The following is a 24309-nucleotide window of genomic DNA, read 5'->3' as shown; positions in this document are numbered from 1 at the left end:
AGCGGCCTTGCGTCGCGATTGGGCCGCAAAGCGGCCCCCGGTGCACAGATCAATCAGGCGGTCCCGATCTCCCCGCCATCATTACGCTGAATCACTACCGTTGTAGCCCTCGGCCGTACCTTGGTCCCGGCCGGAGTAGCATCGGTGGCCTTGTCGGTATACGGCCAGTTATCCGGGTGCTGGATGTTGATGAACAAGGTCTTGTTGTCCGGCGTGAAGCTGATGCCGGTCACCTCGCACCCGTTCGGGCCGACGAAGAAGCGGCGCAAGGCCGTCTGGTTCTGGGCATTGATCGGCACCTGCTTGCCGCTGGCATCGACCAGGTCGGTGGGGATCACCGCCAGCAGTTGGTCGTTGGTGTAGTCGGTGAGGGTGGTCTCGCCGTTGTCGGTCTCGAACCACAGCACGCCGCGGCTATCGAAGCTCATGCCGTCGGGGCTTGCGAACTGGTTGAGTTCGGTCAGGCCCGAGCGGTTGATGTCGGCAGTACCGGCGGCGTTGGCGCCGAACACGAAGATGTCCCAGGTGAAGCTCAGCTGGTCGTCGCTGTCGTGCCAGCGGATGATGTGGCCGTGGCGGTTCGGGCCGCGCGGGTTGGCGGCATCGACCTTTTGCGCAGTACGCGCGCTGTTGTTGGTCAGGGTCAGGTAGGCATCGCCGTTGAGCGGGTTGACAGCGGTCCACTCCGGGCGGTCCATCGGCGTGGCGCCCACGGCATCGCCGGCACCCCGGGTGTTGAGGATGATGCCTGCCAGGTCACCGTACAACGCACCAAGGGTGCTGCCAGCGGTAGTGGCGGTGTTCACATCGAGCAGCAGCCACACGCCGGTACCGTCGGCATTGAAGCGGGCGACGTACAGCTTGCCCTGGTCCAGGTACTTGGCACCGGTGGCCAGGCGGTCGGCCGGGTTGGCGTCAGCGGCATCCCACACGGCTGTGGAAACCCACTTGTACAGGTACTCGTTGTTCGAGTCGTCGCCCATGTACCAGACCAGCGGCTTGCCGACCACCGGCAGGCCCGGGCAGCAGCCTTCGTGGCGGAAGCGGCCCAGGGCCGTGCGCTTGGTGGCAAGGGTGCTGCTGTTGTACGGGTCGATCTCGACAATGTAGCCATAGGTGCTGGCTTCGTTACGGTAGTCGTCGGTGGCGGCAGCACCTTTGACGGTCACATCGAAACGGGCGAATTCATCGGCGACTTCGGTACTGTCACCGGCAGCGCTTTCCCACTTGTACTGGCCACTGGAGGTGCCGACGCCGATGCGACGCTGGTCTTCCGGGCGGGTGCCCTTGTTGACGAAGATGCCCGGCCAGTTCTCCTCGCAGGTCAGGTAGGTGCCCCACGGGGTATAGCCGTTGCCGCAGTTGTTGTTGGTGCCGCGGCAGTGGGTGCCATCGGTCGAGTACTTGGTCTTGACGTGCTCGGTGCCGCGCAGCGGCCCGGTAAGCTCCATGCGTGAGGCGGTAGTGAAGCGGCGGTTGAGCGGGTCGTTGTCGACCACCTGCCAGCGGCCGTTGACCTTCTGCAGGCGCACCACGCCAGCGCCGTGGGCGTTGATTTCCTTGCGCACTTCCTCGGCCGGGCGCTTGCCGCTGGCGTCGGTGGTCGGGCCGTTGGGGTGCAGGGCAGCGGTGTCGATGTACTCGAAGTTGATCGCCAGCAGGCCGTCTTCGGAGCTGCCGTTGATCGGGAAAAAGTGCATGCCGTCGTGGTGCATGCCCATGGCATTGGCCTGGTCGGTCGAGGTGTTGCTGCCGTCCGATTTCCACGGGTTGCCGTTGCTGTTCAGCGGCGTGCCCCAGGGGGCCAGCACGTAGGCGCTGTAGCCGGCAGCAACCACGCAGGCGTCGGTGCGCGAGCCAGGGATGGACTGGAAGCCCAGGGCCAGCTTCGGCTCTTCGGGTTTGGTCACCGGTGGCTCGGTTGTGACCGGATCGTCATCGGAACCGCCACTACTGTCGAAGCAGCCGGTCAGGCCGGTACCGGCAATCATGGCAATGGCGGCGCCCAGGCTGCCGCGCATCACGCTGCGACGGCTCAGGTAAGCGTCCATGACGCTGGCCATCGGCAGGTTGCCGCTTTGGTTGCGGTCCAGGTTATCGCCGGTATCTCGACTCATCAGGGTGTCCTTATAGTGGCTGAGTTGGAGGAAACCGCGACTTTAGGGCGCTACTGTGATGATTCATTGGCAGAATTATTAACGGGTTTTTAAAACTGTAAGTTCTTATTACAAATCCAGACAGATCGATTTGGAATGTTGTCGGATTTCTGCCATTAAACTGTCATGCCAACGCCGCAACATCCGGGGCCCAACGAGAACTCGGATAAGGATGGCGGGCCCGATGGCAAGCAGTGTGAACAGGCGCGAATTGATCAGCTGGATGGGTGTCGGTGCGCTGGCACCGCTGCTCGGCGCCTGCTCTGCGTTGCCAGGCCAGGGTGGTGGCAGCGCCAGTGTAGATCTGCTGTACGTCGCCGACACCCTCGATGCGCGGCAACCGGGTCTGCCGGTAGTGCCGGCCACCCGTTTGGGCCCGGTCAGCCACTTGGGCCGGGCACCGTGGATGACGGGGTCAAGTGCCAGCCTGGCCTACCCTCAGTTGGCGCCTTTGCTCGATGCCAACCAGACGGCGGGCGTCAAGCTGGGTGGCTATGCCGTGCTGGCAGCGTTGCTGGAGCAACTGCGTGGCGAAGCCGGGGCGGGCAACAGCCTGACCCTGGAGAACGGCCAAGGCTGGAATGGCAGTGGCCTGGCCTACCTCACCCAAGGCGAAAGCGGTGTGCAAGGCAGCCAACTGCTGGGCAGCGAAGCGCGGGTCAGCAGTGATGAACGCGTGCTCTGGCCCCAGCGCAGCGCGGCGCTTTACCGCCAGTCGTCCGCCATCACCCTCGCTGCCGGGCTCGCGGGCGATCAGCGCAAGTCGCTGAACCTTGAGGCCCTGCATGTCTTCGAGCGCGGCGGTGCGCGCATCGCTGTGGTCGGCGTCACAGACCCTTACGCCCAGGACCAGAAGGCCTCCCTGAAACAGTGGTACCAGTCACTGCTGCCGGCCTTCGAGCAAGCGCGGCGCGAGGCTGACCTGGTTGTGGCAATGGCCGATGTCGGCACCGGGCCGGGCCTGTGGCTGGCCGAGCGACTGACTGAAGCCGACGTACTGCTCTGTGCCCGTGGCCAGGACCTGTGGCCGGCACCGGTACAGGTCACCCAGGCCACTGGCCGTCGGGTGCCAGTGCTGTTCGCCGGCTGCCGTGGTAGCGGGGCATTCCGTTTACGTTGCCAGCAGGTCGCCGGGCAATGGCAGTTCGACGGGCAGTTCTTCCCGGCTTTTGAGCGCTACCTGGCCCCCGCCGCGCAGATGCGCGCCAGCCAGTTGCGGGATGAACTGCACCAGCAACGTGCCGGCCACGCGGCATGGCTCGACCAGCCGCTGGCGCACGCGCCGCAGGCCCTGTGGCGGCGCGACACCCGTGGCGGCAGTTGGGACCGCCTTCTGCACCAGGCTTTGGCTGATGACGGCAGCATGCCAGTGCTACTGCCAGGCCTGCGCTATGACTACCCGCTGGCGGCGGGCGAAGCCATTACCCGCGAGCACCTGATCAGCCTGACCGGTGGCTACCCTGCACCGGTAGTCGAGGCCCCGGCCCGGCAAGTTGAGCAGGTGCTGGAGAATGCCGCCGAGCAACTGTTTGGTGACCCGCTGCTGCTCGACAACAGCCAGGACCTGCCGCGCTGGCAGGGCCAGGCCTGGCGCGTCAGCTACAGCCCGCAAGGCAAGCGCATCACCGGTATCGACGCGCTGCAGGGCCAGTGCCGCACCTTTGGCCTGCAATTCGAAGCCCGGGCGGGTGAACCCCTGTGGCAGCGGGTCGAGGGCTGGCTGACGCGGCAGAAGGCCGACTGGCAGCTGGCAGCACTGCAACTGCCCGAGGTGCGCTACGTGCAAGGCCACCCAGGCTGGCACCCGCGGCAGGCTGTTTCGTGAGCCTGGCTTCACGCGTGATGACCGGCGGCCTGCTGACCCTGGCCGGCTGGCTGGCCGCCCAATGCGTGCTGCAGCTGGGGCGCCAGCCGCAACCGGCCAGCCCGGCACAGGTCGCCGCTACCCCGCTGCCAGGCCTGCTGATCGGCCACTGGCAGCCCGCCGCAGATGACGGCGCAATCGCCATCACCCGCCTGCCTTTGCAGTACCTCGGCGGCCTCAAGGCCCAGCCGCTGTCGGCCAGTGTGGTAGTGCTGCGCTATGGCCAGCAGGTGCGCACACTCGGCCGTGGGCAGCGCCTGGCACCCGGCATCGTATTGCAGGACATCGACGCCGATGGCCTGATTTTCGACAACCAGGGGCGGCGCGAACGCCTGCCCTGGCCGCCACGCCCCGCCGTGACCGGCTTCAAGCGCCAAGGATGAATGATGTTTGCCAGATACTGCGTGGCCGCGGCCTTGAGCCTGAGCCTGTCACTCGCCTGGGCAGAAGAGCCGGAAACCTTCGATGACAACGGCACGCCGCTGTACGAGGTGAACTTCGTCGACACCGAACTGGGCGAATTCATCGATAGCGTATCGCGCATCACGGGTACCACCTTCATCGTCGACCCGCGGGTCAAAGGCAAGGTCACCGTGCGCACCGTCGACCGCCACGATGCCGATGCCATCTACGACATCTTCCTCGCCCAGCTGCGCGCCCAGGGATACGCCGCTGTCGACCTGCCCAACGGCAGCGTGAAGATCGTCCCTGACCAGGCCGCACGCCTGGAGCCGGTGCCGGTCGAGCCAGCGGGCAAACAAGGCGAGGGCAGCGATAGTGTGGCCACCCGGGTGTTCAATGTGCGCAATGCCGCCAGCGAACAGATGCTCGGCATCCTCAAGCCGCTGATCGACCCCCGTGTCGGCGTGATCACGCCGTACCCCGCGGCCAACCTGCTGGTGGTCACCGATTGGCGCAGCAACCTGCAACGTATCGACAGCCTGCTGCGTCAGCTTGACCAGGTCAGTGACGAGCCGCTGCAGGTAATGCCGCTGCGCCATGCCAGTGCTGCCGACACCGCCCAGCTGCTCACCCGCTTGCTGGCCCGCGAGCAGGGCGCCGACAGCACCCAAGTGGTCGCCGACCCGCGCAGCAATGCCTTGCTGGTACGCGGCAGCACCGAGCGGGTGCGGGCATTGCTCGGCCAGCTCGACCGCCCCAGCGACAACCAGCACAACAGCAATACTCAGGTCATGTACCTGCGCCACGCCAATGCGGCTGAAGTGGTCAAGGTGCTGCGCGGCCTCAGCCAGGAAGGTGCAGTGCCCGGCGAAGCGGCTGGCGAAGGCGAGGGCAAGGAGCGCCCGGTGATGGCTGCCGCCAGTGACTCCGGCATCCGTCTTGAATACGAAGAAGGCACCAATGCCGTGGTCATGGTCGGCCCCGACAGCGAACTGGCGGCCTACCGTTCGATCGTCGAACAGCTGGACATCCGCCGCGCCCAGGTGGTGGTCGAGGCGATCATCGCCGAGGTGTCCGACAGCCGCGCCCAGGAGCTGGGCGTGCAGTGGTTGTTCGCCGACGAGAAGTTTGGCGCCGGCATCGTCAACTTCGGCAGCAACGGGGTAAACATTGCCAACATCGCCGGCGCTGCCGCCAGTGGCGACAACGAGGCACTGGGCGATTTGCTGTCGTCCACCACCGGTGCCACGGCCGGCTTTGGTCATATCGGCGGCGGTTTCAACTTCGCCATGCTGATCAACGCCCTCAAGGGCAAGAGCGGCTTCAACCTGTTGTCGACACCAACCCTGCTGACCCTGGACAACGCCGAGGCGTCGATCCTGGTCGGCCAGGAAGTGCCTTTCGTGACCGGCTCGGTCACCCAGAACAACGCCAACCCCTACCAGACCATCGAGCGCAAGGAAGTCGGCGTGAAACTGCGCATCAAGCCGCAGATCAACATCGACAACAGCGTGCGCCTGGACATCGTCCAGGAGGTTTCGTCGATCGCCGATTCCAGGGCTGCCAGCGACGTGATCACCAACAAGCGCGAGATCAAGACCAAGGTCATGGTCGAGGACAATGGCCTGGTCATCCTCGGCGGCCTGATCAGTGACGAACTCAGCACCAGCGACCAGCGCGTGCCGTTTCTCGGTGACATTCCCGGCCTGGGCCGGCTGTTCCGTTCCGACGCCAGCAAGAACACCAAGCAGAACCTGATGGTGTTCATCCGCCCGCGCATCCTGCGCGATGGGCCGAGCCTGGCAGGCCTGAGCGAAGACAAATACCGCACTTTGCAGCAGACCACGCCGTTGCAGTTGCCCGACCTGGCCGAAGGCACCCCGTTGCTGCAGGTGTTTCCCGCCAGCCGCGCGCGCCTTGAAGGTGGTAACTGGTGATGTTGCCCTATCGCCTGGCCCGGCAGGCCGGGTTGGCCATGGCTGCGGCTGAAGAAGGCTGGCACCTGTGGCTGCGCAGCGACGCCGACAGCGACCAGCTGCAGGAATTGCTGCGCGTGCATGGCCGGCCCATGGCGCTGGAATACCTTGAGCCTGCGGAGTTCGACAAGCGCCTTGGCCAGCTTTATGAAGCCGGCGCCGGCGCGACCGAAGCGCTGATCGAAGGTATCGGCGAACAGGTCGACCTCGACAGCCTGATGAGCGAAATGCCGCGTATCGAGGACTTGCTCGAAAGTGACGACGAAGCCCCGGTGATCCGCCTTATCAACGGCCTGTTCGGCCAGGCGCTGCGGCTGCGTGCCTCGGACATTCACATCGAAACCTTCGAGCAGAGCCTGGTGGTGCGCTTGCGCGTCGATGGCCACCTGCGCGAGGTGCTACGACCACCACGGGCACTGTCGGCGATGCTGGTGTCGCGGATCAAAGTCATGGCACGGCTGGACATTGCCGAGAAACGCCAGCCTCAGGATGGCCGCATCACCTTGCGCGCGGCCGGCCGGGAAGTGGACGTGCGGGTGTCGACGCTGCCAGGCATCCACGGTGAGCGCGTGGTGATGCGGGTGCTCGACAAGCAGGCCAGCCTGCTGGCGCTAGGCAATTTGGGCATGCCCGCTGCCGTGCTGCAGGGCTTGCGCAGTTGCCTGGCGCGGCCCAACGGCATCGTCCTGTCCACCGGCCCGACCGGCTCGGGCAAGACCACCACGCTATACGCCAGCCTCAACAGCCTCAATGACGGCAGCCGCAACATCCTCACCGTCGAGGACCCAGTGGAATACGCCATCACCGGCATCGGCCAGACCGCCATCAACCCGCGTGCGGGCCTGACGTTCGCCAGTGGCCTGCGCGCCATTCTGCGCCAGGACCCGGACGTGATCATGCTGGGTGAAATCCGCGACCAGGAAACCGCGCAGATTGCCGTGCAGGCCAGCCTCACCGGTCACCTGGTGTTGTCGACGCTGCACACCAACAGCGCGGTAGGTGCAGTCACGCGCTTGCGCGACATGGGCATCGAGCCGTTCCTGATCGCCTCGTGCCTGCGCGGGGTGCTGGCCCAGCGCCTGGTCAGGCGGCTGTGCCAGTGTGCGGTTGCGCAACCCTTGCAGCCGGCCGAGCGCGCCCTGTGGCCGGAACTGGCGGCACTGCACAGCAGCTATCACGCGGTCGGTTGCGAGCAGTGCCAGGGCAGCGGTTATGTCGGCCGCCTGGGGCTTTACGAATTCATCGAACTGGATACCGGCCTGGTCGGCCTGCTGTACGACGGCGCCAGCGAACTGGCCATGCAGGATTACCTGGCCGAGCGCCGGCAAAGCCTGGTGGCGATGGCCAGCGACTGCCTGGCCCGCGGCGAAACCAGCCTGGCCGAAGTGCTGCGCGTGGTGCAGGGCTGACCGATGCCGACCTTTCGCTATCAAGCCGTCGACCTCGCCGGCAAGACCCACAAAGCCAGCCTGCAGGCCGACAGCGAACGCCATGCACGGCAGCTGCTGCGCGAGCAGGGCCTGTTCCCGCGGCAGCTGCAACGCCATGAAGCCGGCAGCCGCCAACCACGCCGCCAACGCCTGAGCCGGGCCCAGCTGTGCGAGCTGACCCGCCAGCTGGCAACCCTGACCGGTGCCGGCATCCCGCTGGTCGATGCGCTGGCCACGCTCGAACGGCAACTGCGCGAACCTGCCTTGCATGGCGTGTTGGTAGCCTTGCGCGGCTCGCTGGCCGAAGGCCTCGGGTTGGCCTGCAGCCTTGCCCGTCAAGGGGCGCCTTTTAGCGGTTTGTACTGCGCGCTGGTCGAGGCCGGCGAGCGCTCCGGGCGCCTGGCCCAGGTGCTGAACCGGCTGGCCGATCACCTCGAGCAGGTGCAGCGCCAGCAGCACAAGGCGCGCACCGCACTGATCTACCCCTGCGTGCTGATGGGTGTGTCGCTGGCGGTGGTGGTCGGCCTGATGACCTTCGTCGTGCCCAAGCTCACCGAACAGTTCGCCCACGCCGGGCAGAGCCTGCCGTTGATCACCTCGCTGCTGATCGGCCTGAGCCAGGGCTTGGTGCATGCCGGCCCGTGGCTACTGGGGCTGGCGCTGGTTTTCGGTGTGCTGGGCAGTTGGCTGCTGCGCAAGCCGCACTGGCGCCTGCGCCGCGATGAACTGCTGCTGCGCCTGCCGCGCATCGGCCTACTGCTGCAAGTGCTGGAAAGCGCCCGCCTGGCACGCAGCCTGGCGATCCTCTGCAGCAGTGGCGTGGCCCTGCTCGAAGCCTTGCAGGTTGCCACCGAAACCGTTGGCAACCGGCGCATTCGGCTGGCCATGGAGCAAGTACGCCAGCAGGTGCAGGGCGGCACAAGCCTGCACCGCGCCCTGGATGCAAGCCAGCAGTTCCCGCCATTGCTGGTGAACATGGTCGGCAGCGGCGAGGCCAGCGGCACACTGGCCGACATGCTCGAACGCGTAGCCGACGACCAGGAGCGCGGTTTCGCCCGCCAGGTGGACACTGCCATGGCGCTTTTCGAACCCCTGATGATCCTGGTGATGGGCGCCGTGGTGCTGTTCATCGTGCTCGCGGTGCTGTTACCGATCATGCAACTCAACCAGGGCCTGCAACTGTGAAAACAAGGAGTACTTCCATGCAGCATCGACGCAACCACCAGCGCGGCTTCACCCTGATGGAAATCATGGTGGTGATCTTCATCATCGGCCTGCTGATCGCCGTGGTCGCGCCCAGTGTGCTGGGCAACCAGGACAAGGCCATGAAACAGAAAGTCATGGCCGACCTGGCGACCTTGGAGCAGGCGCTGGACATGTACCGCCTGGACAACCTGCGCTTCCCCAGCAACGAACAGGGCCTGGCCGCGCTGGTGAAAAAGCCGACCCAGGAACCCCTGCCACGCAGTTGGCGCAGCGACGGCTATGTGCGCCGCCTGCCGGAAGACCCATGGGGTACTCCGTATCAGTACCGCATGCCCGGTGAGCATGGGCGGGTCGATGTTTATTCGCTGGGTGCCGATGGTGTGCCCGGTGGTGAAGGCCAGGATGCCGACCTTGGTAACTGGGCGTTGTGACCGATGCCCGATCAGCGTGGCTTCAGCCTGCTCGAGTTGCTGGTGGTTCTGGCGATTGCCGGGCTCATGACCGGCATGGCGGTGGCCTGGCTCGACAGTGGCAAGGCCAGCGTCGACCAGGCGCTGCAACGGCTGGCCGTGGAAACCCGCAGCCAGGCGGCGCTGGCCCGGCATGCCGGGCAACTGCGTGGGCTGCGCTGGACCGGTCAGCGGCCGGAGTTCGTGCGCCGTGAAGGCGACGGCTGGGTGGTCGAGGCAGGCGCCCCGCTTGACTGGCCAAAGGGCCTGCGCCCGGACTGGCCGGCCAGCGCGCAGCCACGTGTGCTGTTCACGCCGCAGGGCTGGGCGCAGCCGGGCTCGGTGCACTGGCGCTGGGCGCAAGGCCGCCAACGTTGGGAGTGGGGCCGTGACGGTCAGTTGCGTGTGGCGATGGCGCCATGAAACGCAAGCAGCGCGGGTTCACCTTGCTGGAAGTGACCGTGGCCCTGGCGATCGCCGCTGTATTGGCGGTCATCACCAGCCAGGTGTTGCGCCAGCGCCTGGCGGTGCAAGCCAGCGTGCAGCAGCATCGTCTGGGCGTGCTCTGCGCTCGGGAGCTGCAGGCGCGCTTTGCCGTCGAGCAGTATTGGCCGGCCAGCAACCAGGTCGATGGCCTGCTCAGTCAAGGCGGCCAGGCCTGTCATTGGCAAATGCAGCTGCGCCGCACCGGAGTGCGCGAACTGCGCCGTGGCGAGTTGCAGTTGTATGCCGACCACGACCAGCGCTTGCCGTTAGGGCAGTACACCCTGTTTCTGGAGCAGCCATGATTGGCAAAGGTCGTGAAGCTTGCGCGGACCTTGTGGGAGCGGGTTTACCCGCGAAGCAGGCACCGCGGTGCATGGCACTGGCTTTGCCGGTGTTCGCGGGTGAACCCGCTCCCACAGGGGGGCAGTGCCTGCCCATGAAACGGCGTCAGGCGGGCCTGACGCTAATCGAACTGATGGTGGCCATGGCCCTGACCGCGCTGCTCGGGGTCATGCTGGCGGCTTTGGTCAACGGCTGGCTCAAAGTGCGCGAGCGGCTACAGGTAAACACGCAGGAAGCCAGCGTGCTGGAGTTCTGCCTGGCCCTGGAACGGCGCTTCGACAGCCCGGTGTTGCGCCGCCTGTATGAACAACGCCTGCCCCTGGCCAGCCGCTGGCTCGACTGGCAGGCCGATCGCCAGCAGTTGCTGTGGGTGGCCGCCGCCGCCTTGCCCGAGGCCGAAGGCGGCTCGCGCCTGCAACGCCAGCGCCTGCGCTTCGATGCGCGTGATCAGCGCCTGCTGCTGGAAAGCTCGGCCGACCTGTACGCGGCCAGCGAGCCGCGTTGGGTGCTGCGTGAGCAACTGCGGCGGGTCAGCGCGATCAACGTTCTCTACCACCAGGGCGGCCGCTGGCTGCCCTGGCCCTCCGACCAACCCGCGCACCCCGGCCGTGGCGTGCGCCTGGAATTGCAGCGTGACGGAGCGCCCTATGTCTGCACCTTCATTCTCCCTTGGGGGCGTTCATGAAGTTTGAATGTCGCCGCGCTACGCCAACGCGACCGTGGTTACTGCTGCGCCCGGGCGAAGTCTGGGACTGGCTGCTGGTTGAGGCGGGTGCCCCCCATCGTCAAGGGCAGGGCGAGCCACCGGCGAACCTGCAGGCACGGGTGGCACTGATCGTCCCTGGTGAGTCTTGCAGCCAGTTTCAGCTGCCTGCGCCACCGGGCCTCAAGCGTGACGAGTGGCCGTTGTTGCTGGAAGACCGCTTGCTGCAGAACCCGGACGAGGTGCTATGTGCCTGCCTTTCACGACAGGCGGGGCAATTGCACCTGATGGCGGTGGAGCGGCGGTTGCTGGAGCCGTGGCGCGAGCAATGTGCCGAGTGGGGGCTGCAGGTCGAGTGTTGCTGGGCAGAGTTCCAGTTGCTGCCCATACCCGAGTCGGGCAGCGCATGGCAATGGCAGCGCACCCCGGACGTTTCCCTTTGCAAAGGGCGGGGTGAGGGCGGAGTTGAACATTGGCTAGCCTGGCCCGCAACGTTGGGCGAACTGCCGCAGCAGCCTTGGTCGGGCCTGCACAAGCACATGGTGACCAGCACTTGGCCCAGCTCATTGGCGACACTCGACAAATTGCCCAGCCTGTTCGATCGGCCTCGCCGGGCGCGTTCCCTATCACGGGTATCGCCGCATCAACTGCGCTTGCTTGCCGCTTGCCTGGTGCTGGCCACTGTGTGGGGCGGCCTGTGGCTGGGCCAGCAATGGCGGCAGGCGCAAACCTGGCGTGCGCAGGTGCTGGCGGTGACCGGCGAGCAGGCCAGCGCCCGGCACGCGGCGCTGGCCCTCAAGCGTATGCGGGAAAGCGAATTGCAGCAGCAATTGCGCGAGCGTCAGCTCGAAGACCTGCAGGCACGTCTGCAAGTCTGGCTGCATGAGCACCCTTCCTGGTGTCTGCAAGCGGTGCGTTTCGATGGTCAGCGCTGGCACCTGCGCCTGGGCGGCGATGGCGCCGCGCCGCCGTGGACCGAGATGGCCAGCGCTGTGGGCGCTGCTGTGCAGGTACAGGACGGGCAGGTGGTGTTCGACCTGGGAGCAGCAACATGAATCGGGCATGGATACAGCGTCACCGTCTGCGGCTGGCATGGGCCCTGATTGCCTGCCTGCTGGGCTTGTTGGCCGTGCGCGAAGGCCTGGCACAATGGCGTGAACTGAGCCTGTGGCGCGAGCTGGCAGTTCAAGCCGCAAGCATTCAGGGCGGCCCGGGTGTAAGCCTGGAGCGCCTGCGCCAGTCAGCCCAGGCGCGGCGAATCGATCTGGCTGACGTCGATGTGCAAGGCAAAAACTGGCAGCTGCGGGGTCAGGTAGCAGATGAACGTGTGTTGCAGGGCTGGTTGCAAAGCCTGCGTGCCGAAGGTGTGCAGCCCTTGCAGTGGGGGCTTGAGCAGGATGCCAAGGGCCTGCGCTTCGACCTGGTGCTGCAGCCATGAGCCGTCGCGGGCTGTTGTGGTGCGCGATGGTGTTCACGTTGACCTTGCTGGTGGAGTTGCCGGCCGCTTGGGTGGTGCGCGCAGTTGGCCTGCCGGCACGTGATGTCAGCGGCAGCTTGTGGCATGGCCAGGCCCAGCAGTTGGGGCCGGTCGGGCCGCTGCGCTGGGCATTGCGGCCATGGCGCATGCAGGCCGATGCACAGCTCGGTTTCCAGGGCCAGGCCTGGCGGTTGCGCGCCGAAGGCTGGCCATGGCGCTGGCGGCTGGAAGCTGCGGCATTGGCTGCCCAGGCAACAGTGCTGACGGATTACCGCCTGGCCGGACAGTGGCAAGGGGAGCTGCGCTTGCAGGGGGCGGGGCGCCAGTGTCGCAGTAGCGAAGGGCGGGTGAGCGTCACCGATCTGGCCTTGAGTGAGCCATGGTCGCTGGGGTTGGGGCAGGGCTGGGTAGAGATGGATTGCCGTGCTGGCTGGCGTTTGCGTGGGCAACTGGCGCAGCAGGGGCAGCATGAGCTGAAGCTGGATGCCGACCTTGCGGGGCGCAAGGCTCAGGTGATGTTCGATTTGCAGAGTGAGGCGGCGCTGACGCCGTTGCTGCGAGGTGTGCAGTGGCTGGGGCCGCAGGCCCTGGTGGGGCGGCGCGAGCTGCGTTGGTAGGTTGGGCGAGGGGTTGGGGCAGGGCCACCATGTGCCTGCCTTGAGATGTTTAGTGCCTGTGAGATCGAGCGCCGCCCGCGCGGCGCATCGCGGATAAATCCGCTCCTACATCTTTTGCAACGTGCCGAACCTGTTACGCCATGGTTGCCAGCCTTGGCGCATGACTTGAGCCTTGCAAACAAGGCTGACAACCATGGCCTGACAGGCATGGCCACGTTGCAACAAATGCAGGAGCGGATTTATCTGCGATGCGCCGCGCGGGCGGCGCTCGATCTCACAGGCGCTGAACATCTCAAGGCAGGCACCTCTGCGCCTCCTCCCTTATTCCGCCTTACCCTGAACACTGGAAACCCACTGCTCACTCCGGCTATGCCCGCTGGTCCTCAACAACCCCAGGTCCAGCGCATTCTCGCCATCCGCAGCACCCTTACCCTTGGCCATTTCGGCAATCGCCGTGCCCAGGTCAACCGGCGAATTGGACGCATCGATCGACACATCCCGACGGTAATCATTGCCACTCAGGGTTTCCCGGCTCACCGAACCAGCATCGAGCGCGACCGTACCCTTGGCCGACTGCAGGCGTGCGCCAACCAGCTGCGCCTCGCCCCCCACCTTCAACTCGACACCATCACTGCCCTTGATAACCGCCTGTTGCGCCACACTGTCGCGCTGCACATGCGACACCTCAAGGCTGAAGGTCGGCGAAAAACCTGGGTCGGCCTTGCTCAAGGCCGAGCCGGCTTTTTCCTTGACCTTGCCACCCAGTGGGCCGGCCAGCGAGGTGGCGGCGTTGACGTAACCCTGCGGGTTCTTTTCCTGGCTCAGGCGTGCATCGCCCTTCACCGTCAGGCTGTCGACGCTGTCCTTGCGGCTGGCGATGCGCAGGTCGCCATCGATCGCGCCGGTGATGCGCCCGGCGTCCAGGCTGGCACCTTCGATGCGGGTATCACCTCGGCTTTGCAGGTCGATGGTTTCGGCGCGTAAGTTGCTGGCGTTCCAGGTCTGGTTGTCACGCTTGTCCAGCTCGACCTTGGCGCGGCCATGCAGCCCTCGGGTGTCGGTGGTACCTGCGGTCATGTTGAATCCGGCCCCGGCGCTGATGTCGAGGTTGTTGCGCTGCTCCTGATTGGAAGAGGCCTCGATCAGCATGCCGCCGCGGGACGCATCGAGTTCGATCTGCTCAGCCGATGCCTGCAGGCCTTGCAGGTGCAGGGCAATGTCTTCGCGGGCGCGGCTGCTGAGGGTCAGCTTGCCAGCACTGGCGAATTGGGCATCGACAGCCTGACGGGCGTTTTCATCCTGCTTGCCATGGGTGAAATGGCCGCCGATGCCACCGCCTTTGGTCTCGCCCATCTTGCCTGCCAGCTCCAGGCCCCCGCCGAGTTTGCCGCCTGTAGCGTGCTGGGTGTCGTTGCCTGCCTTGACCTGCAGGCGACCGTCACTGTGCACCAGAATGTCGCCGGTCTTGGCCTCGCGATTGCCAATACGGGTGCCTTCGAGCGACAGATCACCCACGCTGCTGAGGCGTACCTCACCCTTGGCGTCGATCTGTGCCACGCGAGCCTTGGTTTGCTCTGCTAGCTGCTGCGCGTTGTCGAGATAGCCGCGGCCGTCGAAGCCGGTGCTGCCAGGGCGGTTGCCGACTTTGGCCCAGGCGTTGCCGTCAAGCTGGCGGGTCAGTTGCTCGGCGTGGTCGCTGGCCTGGGTCAACGACAGGCTGCCAGCGCTGTGGATGACTACTTCGCCTTCGCCACCGTTCATGCGTGTGCCTTCATAGCGGCCATCGCTACCCAGCTGGACCTGGATGCCCTGTTGCCCATACAGGCTGCCTGGCACTGCGGTACTGGCCGTTGCTTGCTTGCCCAGCGAGCCACCCTTGCCTGCGGCGCGCACGTTCACGTCGCTTCCAGAGCTGGTGTCCACGCGCAGGTCACCGCCATAGGCCAAGCGCTGCACGCTGTCCTCCTCTGTGTTTTCGGCTGCGCGCACCGTGTGCTCCTGAGCATCGATCAGCAATTTGCCGGCCTCTGCACGCCAAGCGGTACCTTGGTCGTCGATCCTGTCGGCCTTGGCCTCGACTTTCGCGCCAGACAGCTCGCTGACCTGGGCGATTCCTCGGCGCTGGTTCTCCAGGCGCTTGAGATGCTCCACGGTCATGTCGGCGCCGACGCTGGGCGCCACCATGGCGTCCTCGGGCGATGCCTGCTGGAAGCGTGCGGCTTCTTCGCCCAGCACCAGCCGTTCAATCGGCCGGGTCAGGTCACGGTATTCGACACTGGCGCCGAGGCTGCCGGACCACTCGTTGCGAAGCTCTTCGCGCTCGTGGGTATCCTGGACCGCACGGTTGTCGATGTGCTTGGCGGAGACCTTGAGGGTATCCCCGGCCGTGACCCGTGCGGCTTCGGTAACCAGTTCGTCCGCTTCGAGCTTCAGGTTGCCACTGGCCTGCAGCTCGCTGCGTTGGGCCTTGCTGTCGCGTTCGGTGACCACGGTGCTGTTGTGATGGCCTTCGAACAGGCTACCCAGGCGGTCGATGCCGCCCGTGACGGTCAAACCACCGCCGCTCTGGCTTGTGCTGGTGGTCGATTCGCGCTCATTGCGGGTGGCGCCCAGTGTCAATTGCCTGGCCTTCACGTCGAGGTCGCCAGCACTGGCCTGGACTGTGGAACCGTTGACCTGCAGGTGTGCCTCGCTGGCCAGGCCAACCGTGGCGCCCTTCAGCTCGCTGGCAACCTGCGTGGTGTCGCGCACCTTTTCGTGGCGAGTGCTCACTTCATAGGCCACGCCTGCTGCGTACTGGCGCGACTCCGGCTTGCCGTCTTCGGCTTTCTGGGTTTGCCGGGCACTGGCAGTCAAGCCACGTTGCCGATCGCGGTTTTCGCTTTCGTTTACCGTTTGCGCGCTGCCGATCAGCACATCGCCCTTGGCTTCGACCTGCAGGTGCGCACTGGCTTCGACCTTGGCGCCCTGGATGCGCAGCTCATCGGCACTGGCCAGGCGCAGGTTGCTGGACGAGCTGACATCGCTGACCAGCACCTGCTGTTGCCGTGTGGTGTTTTCCTGGTCGCTGCCGATCAGGCCGAACAGCTTGCTGTCGCTTGCGCGTTTGGTGGAGCGGGTACTGCCATGGTCGGCTTCGATCGCCAGTGCGCCTTTTTCGCTGTACAGCACGGCATCCTCCTTGCCGTGCACGGTGCTGCCTTTGATGCTGACCTGGTCGGCGTGGATGTTCAGTTTGCCTCCAGCGGTGATGCTGCTGCCGGCAACGCTGCGGCCTTCGGTGTCGTTGCCCTTGCGATCACCGAAGAAGGTCCCGGAGACCAGGTCGCCACGGTAGTTGCCGTCGCTGCTACGTTGCTGCAGGGCGGTTGTGCCGACTTCGACTTGCCTGGCGTTGATGTCCATGTCGCCGCGGCTATGCAGGCTGCTGCCTTCGACTCTTAGTGTGTCTTTGGCTTTGACCGTCATGCGTTGGGCGCTCAATGCGCTGGGCTGTGCCCGCTCTGTGTACTTGTCGGTGTCGCTATCACCGCGCCAGAGGTCCTTGCGATGGCGCACCTGCTCCTTGAATTGCGTGCTGTCGATACCGGCGGCGATGTCCAGGTTGGCGCCGCTGTCGAGGGTCATGTGACCACCTGCCTTCACCTGTGCGGCGACCAGGCGCATGTCGGCGCCGGACTGCAGTGTGATGCTGTCGCTGCCCTGCAACTGCACACCGCGTTGCTGGCGTTCGGTGGTGGTGCTGTTGCGGCTGTAGGTTTCGCGGGTGATGAACAGGAACTTCTTGTTCCAGCTGTCACGGTCGTGGCCAATCTTTTCACGGGTCTTGGCGTCCAGGGTGAGCTGCTTGCCAGCCTTGGCTTCGATATGCTCGGCCTTGCCGTCGACGGCGCTCAGCGTCAGGTCATCGGCGGCTGTAAGCTGCAAACTGCCGCGCTCGCTGTGCAGTTCGGAAGGCTGCTCGGCTTCGCCACTGACGTGCAATGAGCCGGCCGAGTGGATGGCGATGCCGTTGTCAGCCTTTGCTTTTACCGGCCCCATGCGTACCCCGGCACCTTCGGCGGTGCTGACCACTCGAATACGCCCGGCGCGCATGGCGCCGAACAGGTTGGCGTCGATGCTCGACGGGGTGCCTGGCAGGTGTTCGAGGACCTGGCCATCGGCATGGGCGATGCGATTGCGGCCAACGGTCACGTTGAGGTCAGCCTTGGCCATGAGCAAGCCTTGCTGGTCCACCTTGGGGGCAATGAGCTCAAGCGCACCCTCGGCATTGCTCTGGCCGCCCTGCAGCACCTGCAAAGTGCCACCGGCATTCAACGTGCTGAAGTTGCGCAACTGCTCATCCTGCAATTCAGGAGTGCCGACCACGAACCCTGCACGGGTGGTGTTGATGAAACTGCCGCCATTGAGCGTGATCCCGTTGGGGTTGGCGAGAATGTAGTCGGCGGGGCGGCCGAAGATTTCCTGCGGGCCTTCGATCAGCGAGGCATTGCGGCTGATCACCTCGTTGAGAATGGTTGACGCCGCCTGGCCCTGGAATTGCGGGTTGGCGGCCAGTGCGCCGGCCAGTTGCGACTGGCCGCCCTGCAGGGCGTTGTTCAGCACCACAGCGGGTTGGGCGACGTTGTAGTCGAGGAACTGGTTATGCGACAGGCCACTGGCGTTGGGTGGGACGATGTCGATCACCGGTACGCCATGATCGTTGTTGATGATAGGGGTGCCCGTGGGGCCGCTGGCGGCCTCCAGGCCCCCTTGCGCGAGAGCGCTGGTGGGCCCGAGCAGGGCGAGGAAGATGGCCCAGCGCAAGGTATCCGGGCGGGTAGACGGTAACGGCGAGAGTTTATGCATGTTCTCGTTCTCTTTGTTGTGGGTGAATCAGATGCTCAAGGTGCATTCCATTACCCAGAAGCCAGGCTCCAGCCGGGAGCGAGGCAGGTCGCTGGTGTAGAGGGCTCGTTGGTAGTCGAGGCGCATTCGAGTGCCGGGCAGGCTCAGCTCGATGCCGGCGGCTGCGCCTGCCAGGCGTTGCGAGGGCTTGCCAGTGGCTGGCCGGGCCCACCCCACATCCAGCCCGAAATAAGGGCGTATCTGCAGGGGCTGAGCCCACTTTGTTGGCAGGGGTTGGCTGAAGGTGTTGCGCCAGGCTGCGCCGCTGGCAGCGGAGTAGGTACGCAGGCGAAAGCCCCGTACGGTCGAATCGTCACTGACCAGCAGTTGTTCGACGGCAGGCAGTGCGTCACTGCTGTACTGCAGGGCCAGTTCGCTTTGCCAGCGCCAAGGCGCGTTCGCCGGCCCCTGGCGCAGGTGCAGCAGGCTGGCGCGGTACTTGCGAAAGTCTGGGCGCAGGCGCTCTACGCCTAGTGGCGACTCATCGGCAGCGAACCAGTCCAGGCCTTGGGCAACGCCCACATACCCGTTCCAAAGTCCACCTTCTAGCCACAGCAGGTTGATGCCAGCTTCGAGGCTGGTGAGCGTCGGGCTTTGCTGAGTGACAACGGCGCCAGCGCTGCGGTTGATCAGCTGCTTGCGGTCCAGCCTTGTGCTGGCGCTGAGCAGGCCTTGCTGGTTGCGCCACAGCACTCGCTCGACGCTCAGGCCTTGGTAGCTGCTACTGCCTTCGCTGGTTTGCCGGCTATGGGGCAGGGGGGCGTCGTAGGCCAGTTGGCTGGCGTTGAGGGCAAAGGTCCAGGGACCGTAAGGAACGCTGTAATACAGCGTGATGCCTTGGGTCTGGCCAGGGGCGTGGAAGACGTTGGACAGCAGTGAAACGCGCAGGTCGTCATTCAGCCCCAGCGGGCTGTCCAGGCCAAGGCTCAGGTTCAGGCGGTGGCGGCCAGTGAGCTCACTGCCGCGGTTGTCCAGACGGCTGTCCAGGTGCCAGCGCGAGCCAACCTTCTGCGGTCGCACCACCACCCGAGTGCCGCCCAGCAGTTCGCCCGGCAGCAGGTCCATGGTCAGGTCATAGGCTCGCATGCGGTTGAGTTGATCGAGCCCTTGCTCCAGGTCGGGCAAATACAAAGGCTGGCCCAACACGCCAGGGAAGGCGCCGCTCAGCGACACAGGTAACGCCGGGCCAGCGAGCTCGATGGACTCGACAAAGCCTTCGACGATAACGATATCCAGTGGCGCGTCATCCCGAGGCTGCTGGCGCAGGTACGGACGGCTGGTCGGGAAGCCCGCGCTGACATATAACTGGGTGATGCCCCTGAGCAGGCTATTGATGTCATCGATGCCCATGCAGGGCAGCACCTGCTCGCGCAGCGCGGGCTCAAGTGCCTGATCCGCAAGCTGGTGGTTGCCAATGATGCGCAGGCCGGACACGTTCCAGCACTGACTGTCGTGCGTGTCGGTGGGGACCTGCTCGCCGCTTTCGGGCAAGGGAGGTAGCTGCCAGCGCTCGAGCCGCTGTTGCTGTTCAAGTTGGCGCAGCGACTGCTGCTGGTCGCGCAGTTGCAGGCTGGCGGGGTCGTCAGCCAGAGCCGCACAGGTGACCAGCAGGCCAGCCAGGCACCGGGCAAGCAGCCTGCTGGCGATGTGGCGGAATCGGCATGGCATTGAACATCCCCGCAAGTGGCGTACGGATCACGTACTCGTTTGCGTGGATGCTAGGAATTAATGCCTTCGCTTGGATGCAGTCCCTGGTCTACGCAGGGCGTAGGGCGGGAGTGCATTTGAAGTATGAAAGGTCCTACAAGCTCAATCTGAATGTAGGACTATCAGGGGCGAATCTCGATCAAGGTGCCATCACGAACCAGGTCCCACACTTCCTGCATGTCGCGGTTACGCATGGCGATGCAGCCGTCGGTCCAGTCGAGGGTGTGGAAGTACCACTCGGGGTAGTTATCGTTGATCGGCGTGCCATGGATCATGATCATGCTGCCGGCACTCCAGCCTTCGCGGTTAGCACGGGCGGCGTCGCTGACGTTCGGGTAGGTGATGTGCATGGCCAGGTTGAAGCGGTCGCTTTCCTTGCGCCAGTCCAGCCAGTACAGGCCTTCTGGGGTTCTCTTGTCGCCTTCGCGTTCCTTGGGCCCCTTGGGCTGTTTGCCCAGGGAGATGCGGTAGGTCTTCAGCGGCTCGCCGCGGCTGATCAGCTGCAGGCGCCTCTCGGACTTGATCACCAGCACCTTGTCGATCAGCGGCTGCATGGCCGCCTGTGACTGTGACTGGGCCGGCACGGGCGGTTGCGGCTTGCGAATGATGACTTCGGTGAAGGCCGCCTGGGACACCGTGGTAACGCAAAGGCAGAAAAGGGCGAACAACCAACGCATGAAGCAGTACCTGCGAGCTTAAGTGGTGGGCGATACATTCATCGGCGGCAGGTATTCATGGCCAATCGGGTAGTGCTGCCTGATGCGGTCGCGATAATAGCATTCTAGTGTGCGAGTGACGGTGCGGAAAGCCAGCTCGCCCCACGGTATTTCGTGTTCCTCGAACAACCGCACTTCCAGGCTTTCGACCCCGACGGCGAAATCCAGGTCGGCCAGTTCGGCGCGGAAGAATACATGCACCTGGTTGATGTGCGGCAGGTCGAACAGTTGGTACAGGGCCATGTCCCCGACCCGGGCGCAGGCTTCTTCGACCGTTTCGCGACGGGCGGCCTGGTCGAGGGTCTCGCCGTTTTCCATGAAGCCGGCCGGTAGGGTCCAGAAGCCGCGGCGCGGCTCGATGGCGCGGCGGCACAGTAGCACCTGGCTGCCCCAGCTGGGCAGCACCCCGGCGACGATGTTTGGGTTCTGGTAGTGGATGGTCTGGCAATGTTCGCAGACGAACCGCAGGCGGCTGTCGCCTTCGGGTATCCGCTGAATGACCGGCTGGCCGCACGCGCTGCAGAATTTCATGCTTTTCTTCCCTATTGACCGGGTTATCTTGGCGCGCCAGGCGGGGCTGCCGCAAGCGTGTGGGGCTTGGGTGCTTCGCGGCTTTTGGTGCATCATGCACGGCAGGCCTTGGAAACGAGAGTGCACAATGCTGGACGAGCTACTTCGCCGAATGAGCAACCACCAACCGGCTTCACTGGAAACCGACCGACGGTTCCCCGAGGCGGCGGTACTTTTGCCCATTACCCGCAGCGAAGCCCCCGAGCTTGTCTTGACCTTGCGTGCCAAGGGGCTCTCGACCCACGGCGGAGAAGTCGCCTTTCCCGGTGGCCGTCGCGACCCGGAAGACCCGGACCTGGTATTTACCGCATTGCGCGAGGCCGAAGAAGAAATCGGCTTGCCACCCGGCCTGGTGGAGGTGATCGGCCCGCTCAGCCCGCTGATTTCCTTGCACGGCCTGAAAGTGACCCCGTTCGTCGGCTTGATCCCGGATTTCGTCGAATACCGTGCCAACGATGCCGAAATCGCGGCAGTCTTCAGCGTGCCGCTGGAATTCTTCCGCCAGGACCCGCGTGACCACACCCACCGTATCGATTACCAGGGCCGCAGCTGGTACGTGCCCAGCTATCGCTATGGCGAGTACAAGATCTGGGGGCTGTCGGCAATCATGATCGTCGAGCTGGTCAACCTGCTGTATGACGCCGGTATCAGCCTGCATCAACCCCCTGAGCGCTACATCGAAATCTGAGCGGGGCACACCCCGCCGTCTGCGTGAACCTCTGAGGAGCGAACATGAAATACCGCCTGGGCGACCATCGGGTCGAATGCCACGCCACAAGCTGGGCCGCACCCACCGCCACCCTGATTGGCAAGGTACGCCTGCAGGCCCGTGCCAGCGTGTGGTTCGGTGCCGTGCTGCGGGGTGACAACGAACTGATCGACATCGGCGAGGGCAGCAACGTCCAGGACGGTACCGTGATGCACACCGACATGGGCTCGCCGCTGACCTTGGGCAAGGGCGTGACCGTTGGCCACAATGCCATGCTGCATGGCTGCACGGTCGGCGACTACAGCCTGGTCGGCATCAATGCGGTGATCCTCAACGGCGCGCGCATCGGCAAGCATTGCATCATCGGCGCCAACGCGCTGATCCCTGAAGGCAAGGAAATTCCCGATGGTTCGCTGGTGATGGGCTCGCCGGGCAAGGTGGTGCGCGAGCTGACCGAGCAGCAGATGCGCATGCTCGAAGCCAGCGCCGCGCACTATGTGCACAATGCCGAGCGTTATGCGCGGGAGCTGGTGGTCGACGATGAGTGAAATGGCAGCCGAGCGGCCGGTGGCTTCGCCATGCGTGAGCATTTGCGCGCTGGACGAGCAGGATATCTGTACCGGCTGCCAGCGCACGGTGGCCGAGATCGGCCGCTGGGGGCGGATGGACAATACCGAGCGCCGGGCGGTGCTTAAGCTGTGCCATGAACGGGCGCTGGCAGCCGGGCTGATTATTGGGCACTGACCGCAAAATCAAGTAATCTGTGCGGCTTGCCCACAGATCACTCGCCATGTTCTATCTCATTGCCTATATCAGTAGCGTAGTGCTGATCAACTACGCCTTCTCCAGCGCCCCGCACCTGGACATCATCTGGTCCTGCTGGGGCGGCCTGGTGTTCATCCTGCGCGACATGGTGCAGACCCGCTTCGGCCACGGCGCGCTGATTGCCATGCTGCTGGCCCTGGTGCTGTCGTATGCCACCTCGGAGCCGGCCATCGCCCTGGCCAGCGCCACTGCGTTCTTCGTCTCCGAACTGATCGACTGGCTGGTGTTCAGCATCACCCGCCGGCCGCTGCGTGACCGCCTGTGGCTGAGCTCGGCGCTGAGCATTCCGGTGGATACCTTCATCTTCTTCGGCATGATCGGCGCCCTCACGCCGGCTGTGATCGGCACCGCCATGGTCTCGAAATTCGCCGGTGTCACGGCCGTCTGGCTGGCCATGGCATTTCGTGCGCGGCGGGCCGCTGTGGCAGGTTGATGGTGTAGAATACCGGTCCTTTTTCAGCGGGCCGTGCCAAGCCTGGTGCGGCCCCGGACGCCTTCGAGGACCTGAAATGACCCGTATCGGAACCCCATTGTCGCCGACCGCGACCCGTGTACTGCTCTGCGGCTGTGGCGAGCTGGGCAAGGAAGTGGTGATCGAGCTGCAGCGCCTGGGCGTCGAGGTGATCGCCGTCGACCGCTACGCCAATGCCCCGGCGATGCAGGTGGCGCACCGCAGCCACGTGGTCAACATGCTCGATGGCGTTGCCCTGCGGGCGATCATCGAGGCGGAAAAACCGCACTACATCGTTCCGGAAATCGAAGCCATCGCCACCGCCACGCTGGTCGAGCTGGAGAACGAAGGCTTCACCGTGGTGCCGACCGCCCGCGCCACCCAACTGACCATGAACCGTGAAGGCATCCGCCGCCTGGCCGCTGAAGAGCTGGACCTGCCGACCTCGCCGTACCACTTCGCCGACACCTACGAAGACTACGCCAAAGCAGTGGCCGACGTCGGTTACCCGTGCGTGGTCAAGCCGGTGATGAGCTCCTCGGGCAAGGGCCAGAGCCTGTTGCGCAGCGATGCCGACCTGCAGAAGTCGTGGGACTACGCCCAGGAAGGCGGGCGCGCCGGCAAAGGCCGGGTGATCATCGAGGGCTTCATCGATTTCGAATACGAAATCACCTTGCTGACTGTGCGCCATGTTGGTGGCACTACCTTCCTCGAGCCGGTCGGCCATCGTCAGGAGAAGGGCGATTACCAGGAGTCCTGGCAGCCACAGGCCATGAGCGCGAAAGCCCTGGCCGAGTCGCAGCGCGTGGCCAAGGCGGTCACCGATGCACTGGGTGGTCGTGGCCTGTTTGGTGTGGAGCTGTTCGTCAAAGGCGACCAGGTGTGGTTCAGCGAAGTCTCGCCGCGCCCGCATGACACCGGCTTGGTAACCCTGATTTCTCAGGACCTGTCGCAGTTCGCCCTGCATGCCCGCGCCATTCTCGGCCTGCCGATCCCGGTGGTACGCCAGTTCGGGCCGTCGGCATCGGCGGTGATCCTGCCGGAAGGCCAGTCGCAGCAGACCAGCTTTGCCAACCTGGGGGCAGCCCTGAGCGAGCCGGACACGGCCATTCGCCTGTTCGGCAAGCCGGAAATCAACGGCACCCGTCGCATGGGCGTGTGCCTGGCGCGTGATGAGTCGGTCGAAGCGGCGCGGGCCAAGGCGACCCGTGCTTCGCAGGCGGTCAAGGTCGAGTTCTGATCCGAGACCTCATGGGGCCGCGTTGCGGCCCTTTCGCGACACAAGGCCGCTCCTACAGGTGATCGCAATTTCTTGTAGGAGCGGCCTTGTGTCGCG

Annotated in this window: 21 protein-coding genes and 1 pseudogene; 17 read left to right on the top strand and 5 right to left on the bottom strand. The window is 65.0% G+C overall.

The window, feature by feature from the left end; genetic code table 11:
* Window positions 1-53 precede the first annotated feature (53 nt).
* Window positions 54-2117 carry a PhoX family protein gene (locus tag BUQ73_RS21110; RefSeq protein WP_079229533.1) on the bottom strand — a complete coding sequence of 688 codons (2064 nt, stop codon included), beginning with the start codon at window positions 2115-2117 and terminating at the stop codon, window positions 54-56.
* 223 nt (window positions 2118-2340) lie between these two features.
* On the opposite strand from BUQ73_RS21110, the gene BUQ73_RS21105 reads away from it, so the two are divergent.
* From BUQ73_RS21105 to BUQ73_RS21045, 12 genes are all read left to right on the top strand, one after another.
* On the top strand, window positions 2341-3981 hold the full coding sequence (locus tag BUQ73_RS21105) for a lipoprotein UxpA (protein ID WP_079229532.1): 1641 nt from the start codon (window positions 2341-2343) through the stop codon (window positions 3979-3981).
* Window positions 3978-4403: a pilus assembly protein PilZ gene (locus BUQ73_RS21100; protein WP_079229531.1), complete on the top strand. Its 426-nt coding sequence runs from the start codon at window positions 3978-3980 to the stop codon at window positions 4401-4403. The genes BUQ73_RS21105 and BUQ73_RS21100 overlap by 4 nt, the downstream gene beginning before the upstream one ends.
* A gap of 21 nt (window positions 4404-4424) precedes the next feature.
* Complete coding sequence (gene gspD / locus BUQ73_RS21095) at window positions 4425-6359, top strand: type II secretion system secretin GspD (RefSeq protein ID WP_416171832.1); 1935 nt, start codon at window positions 4425-4427, stop codon at window positions 6357-6359.
* Window positions 6359-7807: a GspE/PulE family protein gene (locus tag BUQ73_RS21090; RefSeq protein WP_079229530.1), complete on the top strand. Its 1449-nt coding sequence runs from the start codon at window positions 6359-6361 to the stop codon at window positions 7805-7807. The genes gspD and BUQ73_RS21090 overlap by 1 nt, the downstream gene beginning before the upstream one ends.
* A 3-nt stretch (window positions 7808-7810) precedes the next feature.
* The gene (gene gspF / locus BUQ73_RS21085; protein ID WP_079229529.1) at window positions 7811-9013 is read left to right on the top strand and encodes a type II secretion system inner membrane protein GspF; all 1203 of its coding nucleotides are present in this window, start codon (window positions 7811-7813) and stop codon (window positions 9011-9013) included.
* A 17-nt stretch (window positions 9014-9030) separates the two neighbouring features.
* Window positions 9031-9465 carry a type II secretion system major pseudopilin GspG gene (gene gspG / locus BUQ73_RS21080; protein ID WP_079229528.1) on the top strand — a complete coding sequence of 145 codons (435 nt, stop codon included), beginning with the start codon at window positions 9031-9033 and terminating at the stop codon, window positions 9463-9465.
* A 3-nt stretch (window positions 9466-9468) separates the two neighbouring features.
* Window positions 9469-9906 carry a type II secretion system minor pseudopilin GspH gene (gene gspH / locus BUQ73_RS21075; protein WP_079229527.1) on the top strand — a complete coding sequence of 146 codons (438 nt, stop codon included), beginning with the start codon at window positions 9469-9471 and terminating at the stop codon, window positions 9904-9906.
* Window positions 9903-10271 carry a type II secretion system protein GspI gene (locus BUQ73_RS21070; RefSeq protein WP_079229526.1) on the top strand — a complete coding sequence of 123 codons (369 nt, stop codon included), beginning with the start codon at window positions 9903-9905 and terminating at the stop codon, window positions 10269-10271. The genes gspH and BUQ73_RS21070 overlap by 4 nt, the downstream gene beginning before the upstream one ends.
* A gap of 134 nt (window positions 10272-10405) precedes the next feature.
* Window positions 10406-10996, top strand: a complete 591-nt coding sequence (locus BUQ73_RS21060) for a PulJ/GspJ family protein (protein WP_079229525.1) — start codon at window positions 10406-10408, stop codon at window positions 10994-10996.
* Window positions 10993-12069: a type II secretion system protein GspL gene (locus BUQ73_RS21055; RefSeq protein WP_079229524.1), complete on the top strand. Its 1077-nt coding sequence runs from the start codon at window positions 10993-10995 to the stop codon at window positions 12067-12069. Before BUQ73_RS21060 ends, BUQ73_RS21055 begins: the two co-directional genes overlap by 4 nt.
* A complete protein-coding gene (gspM, locus tag BUQ73_RS21050; RefSeq protein WP_079229523.1) occupies window positions 12066-12452 on the top strand; it encodes a type II secretion system protein GspM in 387 nt (128 codons plus the stop codon). The genes BUQ73_RS21055 and gspM overlap by 4 nt, the downstream gene beginning before the upstream one ends.
* Window positions 12449-13108 (top strand): type II secretion system protein N, encoded by a 660-nt coding sequence (locus tag BUQ73_RS21045; protein ID WP_079229522.1) that lies wholly within the window; start codon window positions 12449-12451, stop codon window positions 13106-13108. The genes gspM and BUQ73_RS21045 overlap by 4 nt, the downstream gene beginning before the upstream one ends.
* Window positions 13109-13429: 321 nt before the next feature.
* Here BUQ73_RS21045 and BUQ73_RS21035 read toward each other — a convergent pair whose 3' ends face one another.
* The 4 genes and pseudogenes from BUQ73_RS21035 to BUQ73_RS21020 form a co-directional block, all read right to left on the bottom strand.
* Complete coding sequence (locus BUQ73_RS21035; RefSeq protein WP_079229520.1) at window positions 13430-17956, bottom strand: hemagglutinin repeat-containing protein; 4527 nt, start codon at window positions 17954-17956, stop codon at window positions 13430-13432.
* A 27-nt stretch (window positions 17957-17983) separates the two neighbouring features.
* Entirely contained in the window at window positions 17984-19663 is a 1680-nt protein-coding gene (locus BUQ73_RS21030) for a ShlB/FhaC/HecB family hemolysin secretion/activation protein (RefSeq protein WP_079229519.1), read from the bottom strand.
* Between the two features lie 161 nt (window positions 19664-19824).
* Window positions 19825-20244 (bottom strand): annotated as a pseudogene (locus tag BUQ73_RS21025) (L,D-transpeptidase family protein); the annotation flags it as partial.
* Window positions 20245-20397: 153 nt separating this feature from the next.
* The gene (locus tag BUQ73_RS21020; protein ID WP_027920116.1) at window positions 20398-20949 is read right to left on the bottom strand and encodes an NUDIX hydrolase; all 552 of its coding nucleotides are present in this window, start codon (window positions 20947-20949) and stop codon (window positions 20398-20400) included.
* 127 nt (window positions 20950-21076) lie between these two features.
* Between BUQ73_RS21020 and BUQ73_RS21015 the strand changes: the two genes are divergently transcribed.
* From BUQ73_RS21015 to purT, 5 genes are all read left to right on the top strand, one after another.
* Complete coding sequence (locus tag BUQ73_RS21015) at window positions 21077-21676, top strand: CoA pyrophosphatase (protein ID WP_027920115.1); 600 nt, start codon at window positions 21077-21079, stop codon at window positions 21674-21676.
* Window positions 21677-21720: 44 nt separating this feature from the next.
* Window positions 21721-22245, top strand: coding sequence for a gamma carbonic anhydrase family protein (locus BUQ73_RS21010; RefSeq protein WP_079229517.1), 525 nt, complete (start codon window positions 21721-21723; stop codon window positions 22243-22245).
* Window positions 22238-22441: a DUF1289 domain-containing protein gene (locus BUQ73_RS21005; RefSeq protein ID WP_079229516.1), complete on the top strand. Its 204-nt coding sequence runs from the start codon at window positions 22238-22240 to the stop codon at window positions 22439-22441. Before BUQ73_RS21010 ends, BUQ73_RS21005 begins: the two co-directional genes overlap by 8 nt.
* A gap of 46 nt (window positions 22442-22487) precedes the next feature.
* Window positions 22488-22955, top strand: a complete 468-nt coding sequence (locus tag BUQ73_RS21000; protein WP_079229515.1) for a VUT family protein — start codon at window positions 22488-22490, stop codon at window positions 22953-22955.
* Between the two features lie 76 nt (window positions 22956-23031).
* Window positions 23032-24213, top strand: coding sequence for a formate-dependent phosphoribosylglycinamide formyltransferase (purT, locus tag BUQ73_RS20995; RefSeq protein ID WP_060512570.1), 1182 nt, complete (start codon window positions 23032-23034; stop codon window positions 24211-24213).
* Window positions 24214-24309: the final 96 nt, after the last annotated feature.

This window comes from Pseudomonas putida, assembly GCF_002025705.1.
Lineage (GTDB): Bacteria > Pseudomonadota > Gammaproteobacteria > Pseudomonadales > Pseudomonadaceae > Aquipseudomonas > Aquipseudomonas putida_J.
Note: the sequence above shows the minus strand (reverse complement) of the source record. Positions and strands in the feature narration are given on the sequence as shown.